The organism is Microbacterium sp. S1037 (assembly GCF_048381605.1).
Taxonomy (GTDB): Bacteria; Actinomycetota; Actinomycetes; order Actinomycetales; family Microbacteriaceae; genus Microbacterium; species Microbacterium testaceum_B.
Window position 1 is genome coordinate 1716172 of record NZ_JBLWIG010000001.1, and the last position, 17212, is coordinate 1733383.

The 17212-nt window shown below is 70.3% G+C and carries 15 protein-coding genes; 4 read left to right on the forward strand and 11 right to left on the reverse strand.

Annotation, left to right across the window (positions count from 1 at the left end; all coding sequences use genetic code 11):
* The first annotated feature begins 103 nt into the window (after positions 1-103).
* Positions 104-1987 (forward strand): phosphoenolpyruvate carboxykinase (GTP), encoded by a 1884-nt coding sequence (locus ACMW4R_RS07725; protein ID WP_058595559.1) that lies wholly within the window; start codon positions 104-106, stop codon positions 1985-1987.
* Positions 1988-2825: 838 nt separating this feature from the next.
* Here the strand turns inward: ACMW4R_RS07725 and ACMW4R_RS07730 are convergent.
* The gene (locus tag ACMW4R_RS07730; RefSeq protein ID WP_418299592.1) at positions 2826-4691 is read right to left on the reverse strand and encodes an ABC transporter ATP-binding protein; all 1866 of its coding nucleotides are present in this window, start codon (positions 4689-4691) and stop codon (positions 2826-2828) included.
* 20 nt (positions 4692-4711) lie between these two features.
* Positions 4712-4924 (reverse strand): hypothetical protein, encoded by a 213-nt coding sequence (locus ACMW4R_RS07735; RefSeq protein WP_058615291.1) that lies wholly within the window; start codon positions 4922-4924, stop codon positions 4712-4714.
* 283 nt (positions 4925-5207) lie between these two features.
* Between ACMW4R_RS07735 and ACMW4R_RS07740 the strand changes: the two genes are divergently transcribed.
* From ACMW4R_RS07740 to ACMW4R_RS07750, 3 genes are read left to right on the forward strand one after another with little or no spacing between them, the layout of a single operon-like run.
* On the forward strand, positions 5208-6149 hold the full coding sequence (locus ACMW4R_RS07740) for an ABC transporter ATP-binding protein (protein ID WP_418299593.1): 942 nt from the start codon (positions 5208-5210) through the stop codon (positions 6147-6149).
* A complete protein-coding gene (locus tag ACMW4R_RS07745; RefSeq protein WP_058615289.1) occupies positions 6146-7012 on the forward strand; it encodes an ABC transporter permease in 867 nt (288 codons plus the stop codon). Before ACMW4R_RS07740 ends, ACMW4R_RS07745 begins: the two co-directional genes overlap by 4 nt.
* Positions 7009-7833 carry an ABC transporter permease gene (locus tag ACMW4R_RS07750; protein WP_418299594.1) on the forward strand — a complete coding sequence of 275 codons (825 nt, stop codon included), beginning with the start codon at positions 7009-7011 and terminating at the stop codon, positions 7831-7833. The genes ACMW4R_RS07745 and ACMW4R_RS07750 overlap by 4 nt, the downstream gene beginning before the upstream one ends.
* A 357-nt stretch (positions 7834-8190) precedes the next feature.
* Here ACMW4R_RS07750 and ACMW4R_RS07755 read toward each other — a convergent pair whose 3' ends face one another.
* The 9 genes from ACMW4R_RS07755 to ACMW4R_RS07795 all read right to left on the reverse strand — a co-directional run bounded on the left by ACMW4R_RS07755 (position 8191) and on the right by ACMW4R_RS07795 (position 17191).
* Positions 8191-9642, reverse strand: coding sequence for an MFS transporter (locus tag ACMW4R_RS07755; protein WP_058598200.1), 1452 nt, complete (start codon positions 9640-9642; stop codon positions 8191-8193).
* Positions 9643-9812: 170 nt separating this feature from the next.
* A complete protein-coding gene (locus ACMW4R_RS07760; RefSeq protein WP_418299595.1) occupies positions 9813-10166 on the reverse strand; it encodes a Fe-S protein in 354 nt (117 codons plus the stop codon).
* Between the two features lie 176 nt (positions 10167-10342).
* Positions 10343-10816, reverse strand: coding sequence for a 6,7-dimethyl-8-ribityllumazine synthase (ribH, locus tag ACMW4R_RS07765; protein WP_058627452.1), 474 nt, complete (start codon positions 10814-10816; stop codon positions 10343-10345).
* Positions 10816-12084: a bifunctional 3,4-dihydroxy-2-butanone-4-phosphate synthase/GTP cyclohydrolase II gene (locus ACMW4R_RS07770; RefSeq protein WP_058614399.1), complete on the reverse strand. Its 1269-nt coding sequence runs from the start codon at positions 12082-12084 to the stop codon at positions 10816-10818. The genes ribH and ACMW4R_RS07770 overlap by 1 nt, the downstream gene beginning before the upstream one ends.
* Entirely contained in the window at positions 12081-12737 is a 657-nt protein-coding gene (locus tag ACMW4R_RS07775; RefSeq protein ID WP_058595526.1) for a riboflavin synthase, read from the reverse strand. The genes ACMW4R_RS07770 and ACMW4R_RS07775 overlap by 4 nt, the downstream gene beginning before the upstream one ends.
* Positions 12737-13768 carry a bifunctional diaminohydroxyphosphoribosylaminopyrimidine deaminase/5-amino-6-(5-phosphoribosylamino)uracil reductase RibD gene (gene ribD / locus ACMW4R_RS07780; protein WP_418299596.1) on the reverse strand — a complete coding sequence of 344 codons (1032 nt, stop codon included), beginning with the start codon at positions 13766-13768 and terminating at the stop codon, positions 12737-12739. The genes ACMW4R_RS07775 and ribD overlap by 1 nt, the downstream gene beginning before the upstream one ends.
* Positions 13769-14055: 287 nt before the next feature.
* A complete protein-coding gene (locus tag ACMW4R_RS07785) occupies positions 14056-14919 on the reverse strand; it encodes an Fpg/Nei family DNA glycosylase (protein WP_418299597.1) in 864 nt (287 codons plus the stop codon).
* A gap of 180 nt (positions 14920-15099) precedes the next feature.
* The gene (gene trpS / locus ACMW4R_RS07790; protein ID WP_081317241.1) at positions 15100-16104 is read right to left on the reverse strand and encodes a tryptophan--tRNA ligase; all 1005 of its coding nucleotides are present in this window, start codon (positions 16102-16104) and stop codon (positions 15100-15102) included.
* 238 nt (positions 16105-16342) lie between these two features.
* Complete coding sequence (locus tag ACMW4R_RS07795) at positions 16343-17191, reverse strand: exodeoxyribonuclease III (protein WP_418299598.1); 849 nt, start codon at positions 17189-17191, stop codon at positions 16343-16345.
* Between the last annotated feature and the right edge of the window lie 21 nt (positions 17192-17212).

Consider the following 17212-nt stretch of genomic DNA (forward strand, 5'->3'; position numbering starts at 1 on the left):
TATCGAAAGATCAGCGGTTTTTATGACTCGATTTTGCCTAAAGATCGGCTGATAGCCCGTCAGAGTAGGGGAACACCACAGAATTCCGCTCAAAGGAGACGACATGGCCCTCGCCGACATCTTCGCCCGCCCTACCGGCCGCGCCGCCGCGACCGCCCCCGTCGCCCGCCCCGGTTACGGCGCGCGTCCTGACGTCGACGGTCCCGGCATGCCCGGCCTCCTCGCCTGGGTCGACCAGGTCGCGGCGCTCACCCAGCCCGATCGCATCCACTGGGTCGACGGTTCCGCCGCCGAGAACGACGCGCTCCTTCGCGAGATGGTCGACGAGGGCAAGCTCATCAAGCTCAACCCCGAGTGGCGCCCGGGCTCCTACCTCGCGCGTTCGCACCCCGGCGACGTCGCCCGTCTCGAGTCGCGCACCTACATCGCCTCCGAGCGCGAAGAGGACGCCGGCCCCACCAACAACTGGATCGCCCCGGCCGAGATCCGCGAGACGCTGAACGGCGTCTTCGAGGGGTCGATGCGCGGTCGGACGATGTACGTCGTCCCCTTCTCGATGGGCGCCGTCGGAGGCCCCCTGAGCCACATCGGCGTCCAGATCACCGACAGCGCCTACGCCGTGGCATCCATCGGCGTCATGACCCGCGTCGGAAGCGCCGTGACCGCGCAGATCGCCGCCGGTGCTCCGTGGGTGAAGACCGTGCACTCGGTCGGTGCGCCGCTCGCGCCGGGTGAGGCCGACGTCGCGTGGCCGTGCAACGACGAGAAGTACATCGTCCACTTCCCCGACACGCTCGAGGTCTGGTCGTTCGGGTCGGGCTACGGCGGCAACGCGATCCTCGCCAAGAAGTGCTTCGCCCTGCGCATCGCCTCCGTCATCGGTCGTGACGAGGGCTGGCTCGCCGAGCACATGCTCCTCATCCGCGTGATCGATCCGAAGGGCAAGGCGTACCACGTGGCCGCCGCGTTCCCCTCGGCGTGCGGCAAGACCAACCTCGCGATGCTCCGCCCCACGATCCCCGGTTGGCGCGTCGAGACCCTCGGCGACGACATCACCTGGATCCGTCCCGGCGAGGACGGGCGCTTGTGGGCCATCAACCCCGAGGCCGGCTTCTTCGGTGTCGCTCCCGGCACCGGTGAGTCGACGAACGTGACCGCGATCGAGACGCTGTGGGGCAACACGATCTTCACGAACGTCGCGCTCCGCCCCGACGGCGACGTGTGGTGGGAGGGCCTGACCGACGAGGCGCCCCCGCAGCTCATCGACTGGGAGGGCAAGCCCTGGACCCCCGCGTCCGGTCGTCCCGCCGCGCACCCCAACTCGCGCTTCACGGTCGGCGCCGCTCAGTGCCCGCAGATCGCGGAGGACTGGGAGGCCCCCGAGGGCGTCCCGCTCGACGTCATCCTGTTCGGCGGACGCCGCGCGACGAACGTCCCGCTCGTCGTCGAGGCCACGGACTGGTCGCACGGCGTCTTCCTCGGCTCGACGGTGTCTTCGGAGAAGACCGCCGCGCAGGAGGGCACCGTCGGCGAACTCCGCCGCGACCCGTTCGCGATGCTCCCGTTCTGCGGGTACAACATGGGCGACTACTTCGGCCACTGGCTGAATGTGGGGCAGAAGCTCCGCTTCGACCGCGCCCCGCGCATCTTCCAGGTCAACTGGTTCCGCAAGGGCGACGACGGCCGCTTCCTGTGGCCCGGCTTCGGCGACAACGCCCGCGTGATCGACTGGATCATCCGCCGCGTCGACGGACAGGTCGACGCCGTGGACAGCCCGATCGGACGCCTGCCCCGTGTGGACGACCTCGACCTGTCGGGTCTCGAGATCCCCGCCGCCGACCTCGACGAGCTGTTCGCGATCGACCGTGACTCGTGGCTCGCCGAAGCCGACCTGACCGAGGAGTTCTTCGACACCTTCGGTTCGCACCTCCCCGCCGCGCTCCGCGCCGAGCTCGCCGCTCTGCGCTACCGCCTGCAGCGCGCCTGAGCCCGCTCGCCCCGCCCGCCTCCCCGCGGTCGGGGCCGAGCCCTTCGAATCCGATGCCCCTCCCGTTCTTGGCGCGCAGGAGGGGCATCGGTACGCCCGCCCCGGGCGTGACCCCGCGCATGGCGGGCGCCCCGCCGGCCCGAGCCGTCGCACGGGCGTTGCCGCGGCGCCGGGGCCGTTGCGCTGGCGTTCGCGCGGCGCCGAGCTGTCGCGCGAGCGTTCGCGGCACCGAGCCGCAGCGCTGCCGTTCGCGCGGCGCTGAGCTGTCGCGCGAGCGCTCCCGCGGCACCGGTTCGTCGCATAAACGCTGTTTGCTCACGGAAACGCGTGGAGAGCGTGTTTCTGTGCGTGGATCGTGTTTATGCGTGCTGGCGGGCGAGGGGCGGCGCGGGAGCCCGCGCGGACGGTGCGGGCGATGCCGGGGGCGTCCGTTCGCCGGTCGGCGATGCCGGGGCGCGTCTGCGCGGGGCGTCCGCGCCGTCGCGGTCACGCATAAACGCTGTCTGCTCACGGAAACGCGTGGAGAGCGTGTTTCTGTGCGTGGATCGTGTTTATGCGTGCGGGCGGGCGAGGGGCGGCGCGGGAGCCCGCGCGGACGGTGCGGGCGATGCCGGGGGCGTCCGTTCGCCGGTCGGCGATGCCGGGGCGCGTCTGCGCGGGGCGTCCGCGCCGTCGCGGTCACGCATAAACGCTGTTTGCTCACGTAAACGCGTGGAGAGCGTGTTTCCGCGCGCGGATCGTGTTTATGCGTGCGCGCGCGCCCGCCCCCGAAGCCCCGAGCCGCCCGCGGCCAGCAGCGACCCACCCCGCGCCGGACCACCGGCCGAAGCCGACCCCGCTACACCAGCAGCTGGTGCTTCGCCAGATCCCGGTACAGGGGAGTGGATGCCACGAGCTCGCTGTGCGTGCCCTGACCGACCACCCGGCCGTTCTCGAGCACCACGATGAGGTCGCTGTCGACGACCGTCGACAGGCGGTGCGCGATGACCAGGAGCGTGCGGTCGGTCGCGACGGCGTCGATCGCCTCGCGCATGCGCTGCTCGTTGACGCCGTCGAGCGACGAGGTCGACTCGTCGAGCAGCAGCACCGGGGGAGCCGCCAGCAGGGCGCGTGCGATCGCGAGGCGCTGACGCTCTCCGCCCGACAGCATCACGCCGTCCTCTCCGACGGGGGCGTCGACGCCGAGCGGGCTCCGCTCGAGCACGTCGCCGAGGTTGACCTCGCGCAGGACGCGTTCGCAGTCGGCGTCGGATGCCGCGGGCGAGGCGAGCCGCAGATTGTCGGCGATCGTGCCGGCCAGGGTCGGGGCGTCCTGCTCGACGTACCCGAAGCGGGCCCGCAGCTCGTCGCGCGCGAGGTCGCGGGCATCCACGCCGTCGACGAGGATCGCGCCGTCGGTCGGGTCGTAGAAGCGCTCGATGAGCGAGAGGATCGTGCTCTTGCCCGCCCCCGACGGCCCCACGAGCGCCACTCGCGACCCGCGGGGCACCGTGAACGACACCCCACGCAGGACCTCGCGGTCGCTCTCGGCGGAAAGGTCCTCCGCCTCGAGGTGCACGTCGGCGAGGACCGAGCGGGCCTCCCGAGCCGCCGCCTCGCGTGCCTTCACGACGTGCTCGGGGTAGCGGAACCGCACGTCGCGGAACTCGAGGGCCGCGGCATCCGGAACCGACGTCGCCGCTCGCGGCTGGTCGCCGTCGCTCTCGAGGGGGAGATCGAGCACCTCCTGGATCCGCCCGAGCGCGCCGAGCGCCTGATTCACCGACGTGATCGCGCCGATCGCGGAGGCGAGGGGCTGCACGAGAAGGAAGAGGAAGATCACGAACGTGACCAGGGACGCGACGTCGATCGCTCCGGATGCCACCCGGTACCCGCCGACGCCCAGCACGACGAGCAGCGACACCTGCAGGGCGACGAAGGCGATCGGCACGATCAGGGCCGACACCCGCGCGATCCGCACCCCGGCGTCGTAGGCGGCGGTCGCCGTCTGCGTCACAGCCGCGGTCTCGCGGTCGGTCGCGCCGGCGGCGCGAATCGTCCGGATTGACCCCACCGCTCGCTCGACCCCCGACGAGAGCTCCCCGACCCGTGCCTGCTGATCGGCCGAGGCCGCACGGATGCGCGTGCTGAGCAACACGACCACCGCCAGCGAGGCACCGACGACCACCACGATCAGTCCGAGCAGCAGCGGGTCGATGAACGCCATGGCGATCACCGCACCGACGAGGATGAGCGCGTTGCCGACGGCATCGGCGAATCCCTGGGTGAGGACGGCGTACAGCAGCGTGGTGTCGGTGCCGACGCGCGAGACGATGTCGCCCGTGCGACGGGCGTCGAACTCGCTGATGGGCAGGCGCAGGATGCGGGCGATCAGGCGCTTGCGTGACGAGTACACCACCGCGGTGCCCGTGCGCTGCAGGAGGTAGTGCTGGAAGCCCGAGATGACCGACGACAGCACGACGAAGCCCACGAGCAGCCACACGAGGGTGCCCAGCGGTACGGCGTTCTGCACGCGCGTGATGACCTGGCCGACCAACAGTGGCTGCGCGAGCGTCGCGGCGGCGCCGAGCACGCTGAGCACGGCGACCGCGGCGAGGGTGCGCTTGTGCTCGAGCAGGAACGGCAGCAACTGGCGGAACGACGCGCGCGGCCCCTCGGGGGTGCGGCGGCCGCGCCGGCCACGCGCGGGGGCGGGAGAAGACATGCGGACCTCGTTCTCTGGCATCAGATTCGACCGTACTTCTTGTGCGCGGCTTGTTTGGACACGCCCAGGGCACTGGCGATCGCGAGCCAGGACGACCCGCGCAGGCGTGCGCGGCGCACCTGCGCCTCCTCGAGGCGCGCGATCTCGTGGCGGAGGACCGCAAGGCGGCGGAGCTCGGCCAGGGGTTCGTCGTCGCCGAGCCCGCCGAGGGCGGTGCGAATGGTGTCACTCATGCGTCAATCTTCGTTGACGCGCCGTCAAGCGTCAACATCTGTTGACTTCGCTGCGAGCGAAACGTCGGATGCCACGACGCTCGGGCCCGCGGCATCCGACGTCATGGTTCGACCGCCACTGGCCGCGCCGCCGACGGCCTCGGTCATTCGCCGACCGATGCGTCGCGCATCCCGGCCGCCCGGCGCACCCCCGGCCTCGCTCGCGACCGTCACGCCCGGAGCCCGGCGGGGACGCCGTCTGAGACGGCCGGGCCGTGTCGGAGCCCCTGGATATGGTGGACCGGTGCCTGAGCCCGTGATCGCCGCAAGAGACCTCGTCAAGCGCTACCGCGCGAAGGGGAAGCCCGACTTCGTCGCGGTCGACGGGCTGTCGTTCGAGGTGGCGCCGGGCGAATCCTTCGGCCTGCTCGGGCCCAACGGCGCGGGCAAGTCGACGACCATGAAGATGATCGGCGCCGTCTCGACGCGAACCGCGGGCGACCTGAGCATCCTCGGCCTCGACCCCGATCACTACGGCCCCGAGATCCGTTCGCGGCTCGGTGTGATCCCCCAGCAAGACAACCTCGACGCCGAGCTGAACGCGCGCGAGAACCTCTACGTCTACGGTCGCTACTTCGGTCTTCCCGGCAAGGTCTGCGCGCAGAAAGCCGAAGAGCTCCTGGCGTTCGCGCAGCTCGAAGACAAGGCGACGAGCAAGGTCGAGCAGCTCTCCGGCGGCATGAAGCGCCGTCTCACGATCGCCCGGGGGCTCATCAATGATCCGCGCATCCTGCTGCTCGACGAGCCGACGACCGGACTCGACCCGCAGGCGCGACACGTGCTGTGGGACCGCCTCTTCCGCCTCAAGGAGCGCGGTACGACGCTCGTGCTGACGACGCATTACATGGACGAGGCCGAGCAGCTGTGTGACCGGCTCATCGTCGTCGACAAGGGCCGGATCATGGCCGAGGGCTCGCCCGCCTCGCTCATCCGCCAGCACTCGAGCCGCGAGGTGCTCGAGGTGCGATTCGGCTCCGATCGCAACGAAGAGGCCGCCCGCGCCCTCGGGGGCATCGGCGACCGCGTCGAGGTGCTTCCCGACCGCGTTCTCGTCTACGCCCACGACGGCGAAGCCGCGCTCGAACGCGTCGTGGCCGCGGGGTACACGCCCCTGACGTCGCTCGTCCGGCGATCGAGCCTCGAAGACGTCTTCCTCCGCCTCACCGGACGGTCACTGATCGAATGAGCACACCCCAGACCCCGGATGCCGTCCGCCACCCCTCCGCCGACGAGTTGCGCGCCGAGGCGCTCGCCTGGGCGCGCAAGCCGCGCCGATACGGCTCCTGGTACGTCACCGAGCACATGGTCCGCACGATGCGCGCCTACGGGTGGACGATCGTCGTCGGCGCCCTCGGCCAGCCGATCCTCTACCTGCTCGGTCTGGGACTCGGCCTCGCCGCGCTCATCCAGGGCCAGATCGACGACGGCGGGCGTGCCGTGCCCTACCTCGTCTTCATCGCGCCGGCGCTGCTGGCCACGGCGGCCGTGGGCGTGGCATCCGAGGAGTTCACGTACCCCGTCATGTCGGGCTTCAAGTGGCGTCGCTACTTCTACGGCTTCAACGCCTCGCCGCTGTCGTCGCCGCAGATCGCGAACGGCGTCGTCCTGGGCGCCTCGGCACGCATGTTCGTCGGCGTCGCGGCCTATTACCTCTTCATCTGGCTCTTCGGCGCGGTCCCCGAGCCCGCCACGGGATGGCTGTCGATCCCCGTGGGCCTGCTCGCCGGGGTGAGCTTCGGCGCGCCCCTCATGGCCTTCGCCGCTTCCCTCGAAGAAGACAAGGGTCAGTTCGCTCTCGTGCAGCGGTTCGTCTTCGTCCCGATGTTCCTGTTCTCGGGCACGTTCTACCCCCTGTCGACGCTGCCGTGGTTCCTGCAGCCCATCGGATGGGTCTCGCCGCTGTGGCACGCGACCGAGGTCGGACGCATGCTCACGTACGGTCCCCTCGAGCCGCTTCCCGCGCTCGGACACCTGGCGTACCTGCTCGCGCTCGCCGCGGGAGGATACCTGGCGGCGCGACGCATCTTCGAACGGAGGCTCGCGGCATGAGCGCCGCCACGACTGTGCGACCCACGCGTCGCCGCGGCGGCGTCGGAGCCCTCTGGGCAGGCAACCCGCAGGCGGTGCTCCAGCGCAGCTTCCTGGCGGCGCGCTCGTCGAACTGGGTCGTGGTGGTGTCGGGCTTCTTCGAGCCGGTGCTGTACCTGGCGTCGATGGGCATCGGCCTGGGCGCGCTCGTGGGTGAGGTCCAGACTTCCACCGGCACGGTCGTCCCCTACGCCGCGTACATCGCCCCGGCGCTCCTCGCCGTTTCCGCGATGAACGGCGCCGTCTACGACTCGACGTGGAACGTCTTCTTCAAGCTCAACTACGGCAAGCTCTACGAGGGGATGCTGTCGACCTCGCTGGGTCCGCTCGACGTCGCGCTCGGCGAGATCCTGTACGCGCTGATGCGCGGGCTGGTCTATGCGTGCGGCTTCATGGTCATCATGCAGCTGTTCGGGCTGAATCTCGCGCCTACGGCGATCCTGGCCCTTCCCGCGGTGGTGCTCATCGCGTTCGGCTTCGCGAGCCTCGGCATGGCGATCACGAGTTACATGAAGACGTTCCAGCACATGGACTGGATCACGCTGATCATGCTGCCGATGTTCCTGTTCTCGGCGACGTTCTTCCCGATCACGCAGTATCCCGAGTCGATCCAGTTCGTCGTCCAGGTGTTCCCGCTGTGGCACGGTGTCGAACTGATCCGCGGTCTCACGACCGGGTCGCTCTCGCTCGCGCTGCTCTGGCACGTCCTCTACTACGTCGTCATGATCGCGGTCGGCCTGTTCTTCACGACCAAGCGCCTGCGCGCCCTGTTCCTCGACTGACCGCGCGCGCGGGCCGCGGTCCCGTGCGCTCCCGCGCGCCCCCAAAGGCGGCCCCGCCTCCCGCCCCGCCGCTCGTGCCCGAGCCGCGGGTGTGCCGGGCTCCGGAACAGCCGGCCGTTCCGGCGTGCGTGAGGGCCGAAACACGGCCGCGCCCGCCGAAAGTTCCGGAGTCCGGCACGCGCGATCCCCACCGCACCGACACCGCGCGCCCGCCCCACCGCGCCCACACCGCGCGCCCGCCCCACCGCGCCCGCCCCACCCCGCGCCCCACCCCACCGCCCGTCACCCCGCCCCCGTAAAACGACGGATGCCACGAGGCACAGGCCCCGTGGCATCCGATGTCCTGCGATCAGGCGTTTACGGCGCGATCGCCCCGGCGGCGATGTTCTCGTCGTAGTCGACGTCCTTCGTCTCGGGGGAGAGCACCACGGCGATGAGGGTCAGCACGCCCATCGCCGACAGGTAGACGCCGACGAGCCACGGGTTGCCGTCGCCGGCCGCCCACAGTGCCACCGCGACGATCGGCGCGAGGGCCGCCCCGAGGATCGACGACACGTTGTACGAGATCGCCGAGCCGGTGTAGCGCACGTTGGTCGGGAACAGCTCGGGCAGGACGGCGCCCATCGGCCCGAACGTCGTCCCCATGAGCAGGAAGCCGATGATGAGGAAGGCCTGGACGAGGACGCGCGTGAAGCCCGCGTCGGTCTGCGGCGTGAGGAAGAACGAGAACGTGAGACCGAACACGATGATCGCGATTGTCACGCCGATCAGCAGACGCTTGCGCCCCAGACGGTCGGCCACCGGTCCCGACAGCATCGTGAAGATGCCGAAGAAGACGACGCCGATGATCTGCATGATGACGAAGTCGGTGTAGCCGAAGCCCAGACCGGGGACGTACGTGGCCGGGTCGAAGGGGGTTCCCGCCTTCTCCGCGGCCGCGGCGGCGCCGGCCTCCGTCGGCTTCGTGCCGTACGAGAGCGTGAAGCTCGTCATGAGGTAGAACAGCACGTACGTCGCCAGCATGATGAACGTTCCGAGGATCAGCTGCTTCCAGTTACGACGGATCGCCTCGCCGAGCGGGAACTTCTTGATCACGCCGGTCTTCTCGGCCTTGGCGAACGACTCGCTTTCGACGAGCTTGAGTCGCACCCAGAGGCCGACGATCACCATGACGGCCGAGAACAGGAACGGCACACGCCAACCCCAGGCGAGGAACTCCGCCGAACGCTGGGCCGTGCCGTCGGGGTGGGGCAGGGCGAAGTTGATGATGAGGAAGATGCCGTTCGCGATGATGAAGCCGATCGGCGCCCCCAGCTGCGGGAAGGTGCCGTACCAGGCACGCTTGCCCTTCGGGGCGTTCTCAGTGGCCACGAGGGCCGCGCCCGACCACTCGCCGCCGAGGGCGAAGCCCTGCGCGAGACGCATGATCAGCAGCAGGATCGCCGCCCAGACACCGATCTCGTTGAAGGTCGGCAGGCAGCCGATGAGGAAGGTCGCGACACCCATCGTGAGAAGGGATGCCACGAGCGTGGCCTTGCGACCGAAGCGGTCGCCGAAGTGGCCGAACACGATCGCGCCGAGAGGTCGGGCGACCATGGCGGCGCCGAAGACGCTGAACGACAGCAGCAGAGAGGTCGTGTCGTTGCCGGTCGGGAAGAAGAGGACGGGGAAGACGAGGACCGCGGCGGTGGCGTACGCGTAGAAGTCGTAGAACTCGATCGTCGTGCCGATGAGGCTCGCGGTGATGACACGGGAGCGCGGATTGGCGGGAGCGGACGACGCGGGGGCGGTGGGGGATGAGGAAGTCATGATGGCCTGACGAGAGAGCGATCTGTTGCGTCCGTCGTGGGAGCGCGGGGTGGGGCGGGACGGATGCCGGGGGTGCTGGCATCCGGGATCGCCGAACAGCACCCGGAGGCGATCCCGAGTGGGGACCGCCGACCGTTCAGTCTATGCGCGCGCTGAGAGGACGCGGGGCGTCAGCGCCAGAGCACCGCGAGCGCGGCGTTGAGCAGGGTCAGGATGCCGACGAGCCAGAACACCGCGGGTGCCACGTCGGCACCGCGCTTCTGCCGCGCCGAGCCGATGCCGAGGAGCGCGCCGATGACGAGGAGCACGACGAGCTTCACCGCGATCTTGACGTAGTTCGGCTCGTGGTCGAGCGCCCAGGGTGCCGCGAGGGCGAGGCCGGAGACGAGGGAGATCGCGAGGGCGTAGTTCATCAGCGGTGTGACGCGCACGCGCCGCGCGACAGCCTCGACGACCCACGCGCCGAAGAGGATCGCGAACCCGACGAGGTGAACGAGGACGACGGCGTGACGCAGGATCTCCATACCGGTCAGGGTAGGGATGCCGCGGCTCCGACGCCAGGAAGGCGGGCCTCACCGCGGGCCAGGGCGGTGGGGCGGGAAGCGCCATTTCTGAGCTTGTCGAAGGGCCGCCCCCGACCCGCGCCTCCCCGGTGGCTTCGGCGGGCTCAGCCACCTCCGCCGAGCCCGTCGAGTGAGCGTCAGCCGCGCAGCTCCCGCAGCACCAGAGCGGTACGGATGGCCGCATCCGCGGCCTCCTCGCCCTTGTCCTCCTTCGACCCCTCGAGGCCGGCACGGTCGAGACCCTGCTGCTCGTCGTCGAGGGTCAGCACGCCGAAGCCGACGGGCTTGCCCGCGTCGAGGGCGACGCGGGTGAGACCGTCGGTCGCCGCCGATGAGACGAACTCGAAGTGTGGCGTCCCGCCCCGGATGATGACGCCGAGGGCGACGACGGCATCCGCCCCGCCGTCGAACGCGGCTTTCGCGGCGACCGGCAGCTCGAAGGATCCCGGAACGCGCACCACGCGGTACGTCGCGCCCGTGGCATCCAGGACTCTCTTCGCTCCGGCGATCAGGCCGTCGGTGATGACCTCGTGCCAGGTGCCGGCGATGACGACGAGGTTCAGGCCCGACGCGTCGACGCCGCCGGTCTCGGGTGCTCCACTACCGGCCATCAGGCGCTCTCTTCCTTCATGTGCGCGAGGGCGTCGCGCAGGTCGTCCTCGGCGATGATGTGACCCATCCGGTCGCGCTTCGTCTCGAGGTACTGGTGGTTGTTCGGGCCGACTCCGACGAGGAGCGGAACCTGCTCGACGACGTCGAGGCCGAAGCCGCGGAGCTGGTTCACCTTGTCGGTGTTGTTGGTCAGCAGGCGCACCTGTTCGACACCGAGGTCGGCCAGGATGCCGGCCGCGGCGGCGTAGTCGCGCGCGTCGGCGGGAAGGCCGAGGGCCAGGTTGGCATCCACGGTGTCGAGACCGCGCTCCTGCAGGTTGTAGGCCCGAAGCTTGTTAATGAGGCCGATGCCGCGTCCCTCGTGGCCGCGCATGTAGATGACGATGCCGCCGTCTTCGGCGATGCGGTCGAGCGCCGCGTCGAGCTGGGGACCGCACTCGCACTTCAGCGAGCCGAACGCCTCGCCGGTCAAGCACTCGGAGTGCACGCGGACGAGCGGGGCCTTGGTACCCAGTTCTCCCGAGACGACCGCGATGTGATCGGTCCCGGTGACGCGGTCCTTATAGGCGAGGAAGCGGAAGGTGCCGTGCGTGGTGGGTACGTTCGACTCGGCGCGCAGGCTCACGCGGCGCCGCGCGGGGGTCGACGCAGGCAGGGGATCGGTTTCGTTCAGGTAGCCGATGAGCTGCTCGATCGTGATGACCGGGATGCCGTCCCGCTCGCCGAGCTCGAAGAGCCCGGGCAGGCGCATCATGCTGCCGTCTTCGGCGACGACCTCGGCGATCGCGGCGACCGGCTCGAGGCCCGCGAGCTTCATGAGGTCGACCGCCGCCTCGGTGTGGCCGGCCCGCTCACGGACGCCGCCGTCGACGGCTCGCAGCGGGAGGATGTGCCCGGGGCGGATGACGCTGGTCGGCACCGATTCGGGGTCGGCGAGGACGTTGAGCGTGCGAGCGCGGTCGGCAGCACTGATGCCCGTCGTCACTCCGGACGCGGCGTCGACGCTCACGGTGTAAGCGGTGCCGCGCGCATCCTCGTTGACCGCGACCATGGGCGGCAGGTCGAGGCGGTCGGCCCACTCGGCGGGCATGGGCGCGCACACGTACCCGCTGGACCAGCGGACCGTCCAGGCCAGGGCTTCGGGGGTCGCGAGTGCCGCCGACAGGATGACGTCGCCCTCGTTCTCGCGGTTCTCGTCGTCGGCGACCAGGATCGGCCGGCCGGCGCGCAGGGCCTCCAGGGCCTCGGGGATGGGGGACAGGCTCATCGGGAGCCCCTCTCGGTCGATGCGGCCGCAGCCGCGGGATTCTCTGATGTGCGGAAGGCGAGCATGCGCTGCACGTGGCGCGCGAGGATGTCGGTCTCGAGGTTGACCGGTGTTCCGGCCTCGGCTCGGCCGAGGGTGGTCGCGGCGAGCGTCTCGGGGATGAGCGACACCTCGAGCCACTGCTCCGCCTCGTGGGCATCGCTCACGGCGCTCACGGTGAGTGAGACGCCGTCGATCGCGATCGATCCCTTGTCGACGACGAGGGGAGCGAGGTGATTCGGGATGCCGATGCGCACGACGCTCCACTGAGCACCGGGACGCACCTCGCGCACCACGCCCGTGCCGTCGATGTGGCCCTGGACGATGTGACCGCCGAGGCGTCCGTGCGCCGCCGTCGCGCGCTCCAGGTTGACCGGGCGGCCCGGTGCGACGTCGGCGAGAGTCGACATGTCGAGCGTCTGCTTCATCACGTCTGCGGTGAACCAGTCCTCGCCCTGGTCGACGACGGTGAGGCACACGCCGCTGACCGAGATCGAGTCGCCGTGGCCGGCGTCCGAGACCGAAAGGGGAGCGCGCACGGTCACGCGCACGCCGTCGCCCGACGGTTCGACCGCGGTGATGGCGCCCATCTCTTCGACGATTCCGGTGAACATCAGTGATCTCCCTGCGTTGGGGTGGTGGGGTGGGTGACGATCAGCAGATCGTCGCCGAGGGTCTGGACGGATGCCACGGCCAAGCGCCGGGCCGCGTCGATGGTGGGGACACCCACGTCGCCGAGGGCGAGGCGCGAGCCGCCGAGCAGCACCGGCGCGACGTAGACGAGCAACTCGTCGGCGAGGCCGTCCCGGACGAAGGCGCTCGCGAGGGTCGGACCTCCCTCGACGAAGACGCGCTGGATGCCTCTCCCGGCGAGGTCGGCGAGGACGGTCTTCAGGTCGTGCGTCGCGAAGAACAGGGGCTCTCGCGGGTGCCGACGGACAGCGGCATCCGGAGCCGTCTCGCTCTCGCCGATGATGACAGGCACGGGCTGGGCCGCGAGGAGCGTGCCGTCGTCGTCGCGTGCGGTCAGAGCCGGGTCGTCGGCGCGCACGGTTCCCGTGCCGGCGACGATCGCATCGGCGGCGGCCCGGCGGGAGTGCACGTCGCGACGAGCGGCCGGCCCGGTGACCCACTGGCTCGTGCCGTCGTCGGCGGCGGCGCGGCCGTCGAGGCTCTGCGCCCACTTGACGGTGACGTGCGGCCGACCGGTGCGCTGCAGGGCCACCCAGTCGTGGACGAGCTCCTCCGCGGCGTCCTTCTCGACGCCGCGCTCGACGTCGACCCCGGCTGCGCGCAGCCGGTCGGCTCCACCGGCGGCTGCCGCGGTGGGGTCGTCGAGAGCGAAGACGACTCGGCCGACACCGGCGTCGATGAGGGCGACCGCGCACGGGCCGGTGCGCCCGGTGTGGTTGCAGGGCTCGAGGGTCACGACCGCCGTCGCGCCACGGGCCGCGCCGGGCGCGAGCTGCGAGAGGGCGTCGACCTCGGCGTGCGGGGTCCCCGCGCCGCGGTGGTACCCCTCGGCGAGGATCTCACCGGTCGGCGAGAGGATGACAGCGCCGACCTGCGGGTTGAGCCCGCGCGGGCCGCGCCGGGCGAGCTGGAGCGCTCGCCGCATGGCGTCGATCTCGACGGCGGATGCCATTTCCCTGTCCTTCCCGCGGCGTCGGGGCAGGGCCAGCGGGAAGGCGCGATGCGCCGTCCGTGCTGCCTCCTATCCGGACTAGCGTCGGTCACCCGTCGCATCACCGTCGGTCCCGGAATTCCACCGGATCGGCCCCACCGCACAAGCGGAGGGGTTCGCGGACTGTCACCGCCGGTTCGGATTCTCACCGACCCCGGAGCACGTTGTTTGCACTTCGAAGTGTAGTCAACGCGGTGTGGCCGGTTTCATTCCCCGACATGGATTGACATGCGGCGCCGGCCGCGCGGCTACTTCAGAAGCCGTGAAAGCCGCCGATCGGCGAGCAGCTTGCCACCGGTCTGGCACGTCGGGCAGTACTCGAGCGAGTTGTCGGCGAAGAACACGCTGCGCACCTCGTCGCCGCAGACGGGACACGCCTCGCCACGTCGACCGTGCACGCGCATGCCGCGCCTCTTGGCGTCCTTCAGCTCCGCCGGCGGCTTGCCGCGCGCGGCATCGATCGCCTCGGCGAGCGTTTCGACCATCGCCCGGAAGAGCCGGTCGACCTCCTCGTAGGTGAGCGTCGCGGCGAGAGCGTAGGGAGACATCTTCGCCGCGTGCAGGATCTCGTCGGAGTACGCGTTGCCGACCCCGGCGATGATCGACTGATCGCGCAGCACGCCCTTGATCTGCGTGCGGCGACCGGTGAGCAGCTCGCCGAACGCGGCGCGGTCGAAGCCGTCGCTCAGCGGGTCGGGACCGAGCCGCGCGATACCGGGCACCTCGTCGGGGGCGTGCACCGCGTACACGGCGAGCGACTTCTTCGTGCCCGCTTCGGTGAGGTCGAAGCCCGAGCCGTCGTCGAAACCGACGCGCAGGGCGATCGGGGTCTTCCCGGGCTTGATGACCGTGGAGGGCAACACGTCGTACCAGCGCAGCCAACCCGCTTTCGCGAGGTGGAAGATCAGGTGCACCCCCGCGTCGGTCGAGACATCGACGAACTTGCCGTGACGATCGACGGCGGTCACTGCCGAGCCCACCAGGGCCGTCAGGGGCGGGTCGTAGGTCTTCAGGGCATTGATCGCCGACACAGTGGCCTTCGCCACGTGCAGCCCCGTGACACGGCCGCGCAGGAACTCCACGAGCCCCTCGACCTCAGGCATCTCCGGCATGCGCCCATGCTGCCACGGGCTTCCGACATCGCCACGCCCCTTGCATCGGCGCGCTGCGCCCCGGTTCGTCGAGGCAGGGGGCGCCGGATTCGGAGATGCGTCGTGGATTCGGGCGACCTAGAGCCCTGGCATCCGGATCTGCTGCCCGTTTCCGAATCCGCTGCGCGGCAGACCTCTCGTTCAGCCCCGGCGCAGGAGCCCGATGCGCTCGTACACGTCCGAGAGGGTCTTCTCGGCCACGGATGCCGCCCGCTCCGCGTTCGTCGCGAGCACACGGTCGAGCTCGGCGGGGTCGGCGATGAGCTCGAGCGCACGCTCGCGCACCGGCTCGAACTCGTTCACCACCACCTCGGCGAGGCCCTTCTTGAAGTCGCCGTACCCACGGCCCGCGTACTCGTCCTCGATCGCCGTGATGTCGCGGCCGGTGAGGGCGGAGTAGATCACGAGGAGGTTGGAGACACCCGGCTTCTCGTCGCGGTCGAAGCGCACGGACCCCTCCGAGTCGGTGACCGCCCGCATGATCTTCTTCGCGCTGACCTTCGGCTCGTCGAGCATCCACAGCACGCCGGCGTCGGACTCGGCCGACTTCGACATCTTCGAGGTGGGGTTCTGGAGGTCGTAGATGCGGGCCGTTTCGCGCTGGATCATCGGCTTCGGCATCGTGAACGTCTCGCCGAAGCTCTTGTTGAAGCGTTCGGCGAGGTCGCGGGTGAGTTCGATGTGCTGCTTCTGGTCGTCGCCGACCGGCACGACGTCGGTTTGGTACAGCAGAATGTCGGCGGCCATGAGGACCGGATAGGTGAAGAGGCCGACGTTGGTGGCATCCGCTCCGTAGCGTGCCGACTTGTCCTTGAACTGCGTCATGCGCCCGGCCTCGCCGAATCCGGTCATGGTCGACAGCACCCACTGCAGCTCCGCGTGCGCGGGGACGTGCGACTGGACGTAGAGCGTCGATCGCGAGGGCTCGATGCCCGCGGCGATGTACTGAGCGGCCGTGCGGCGGGTCTTCTCACGGCGCTCGGCGGGGTCGCCGGGCTGGGTCAGGGCGTGCAGGTCGACCACCGAGAAGAAGGCGTCGTACTCGTCCTGAAGCTGACGCCACTGCAGCAGCGCACCGATGTAGTTGCCGATCTGAAGGCTGTCGGCGGAGGGCTGCATTCCGGAGTAGAGGCGCTGCTGGGTCACCCCTCGATCCTAGGCGTCGAGCACGCCGCGCCCGACCCCGCGGCGAGCATCGTGGCGAGCGCCGCAGCAGAGCGCGCGGCACTCTGCCCCCGCGCCCTGGACGCAGACGAAATCGCAGCGCGCGGCGCCCCGCTCCCGCGCGGTGGACGCGTGCCCGCGGTCAGCGCCCGACACCCGCGCCGTGGACGCGTGCCCGCGGTCAGCGCCCGACACCCGCGCCATGGACGCGTGCCCGCGGTCAGCGCCCGAGCGCGTAGTCGACGATCACCGGGGCGTGGTCGCTCCAGCGCGTGTCGTACGAGGGGGCGCGGTCGACGCGGTACGCGATGACACGCTCCGCCAGCGCGGGCGTGGCGACGTGGTAGTCGATACGCCACCCGCTGTCGGTGTCAAACGCCTTCCCGCGCATCGACCAGAACGTGTACGGCCCCTCGACCTCGCCCATCTGTCGGCGCCCGACGTCGATCCAGCCGAGGCCCGTGCCCACCGAGCCGTCGACCCCCTCGACTCTCTCGCCGGCGGGCCCGAAGAAGCGGTCGAAGTACGCGCGCTCGCGGGAGAGGAAGCCCGCGTTCTTGCGGTTGCCACGCCAGTTCTTGATGTCGAGCTCGCGGTGCCCCACGTTCAGGTCGCCCGTGACGAGTGCGAGCTCGCGCTCGGCCTTGAGGGTCTGGAGACGCTGCTCCATGGCATCCAGGAACAACCACTTCGCGTCTTGCTTGGGGGTGTCGACCTCGCCACTGTGCACGTAGGCGCTGACGATCGTGACGGTCTCGCCGTCGATGTCGAAGTCGGTCTCGATCCACCGCCCGGACGCGTCGAGAGGCTCGGGACCGAGGTGCGTGCGGGTGTCGACGCCGGGGAGCCGGCTGATGATCGCGACGCCCGCGCGGCCCTTCTGTAGGGCCTCGTCATTGACGATCTCCCACCCGGGCAGGGCCTCGGCGAGCTGGTCGGCGGTGGCGCGCGCCTCTTGCAGGGCGACGATGTCGGCGCCCGAGGCTTCGAGCCACTCGGTCATGCCCTTGCGGACGGCGGCACGGATGCCATTGACGTTGATGGAGACGATGCGTACGGAACGAGCCACCCCACGAGCCTAACGGGGGCC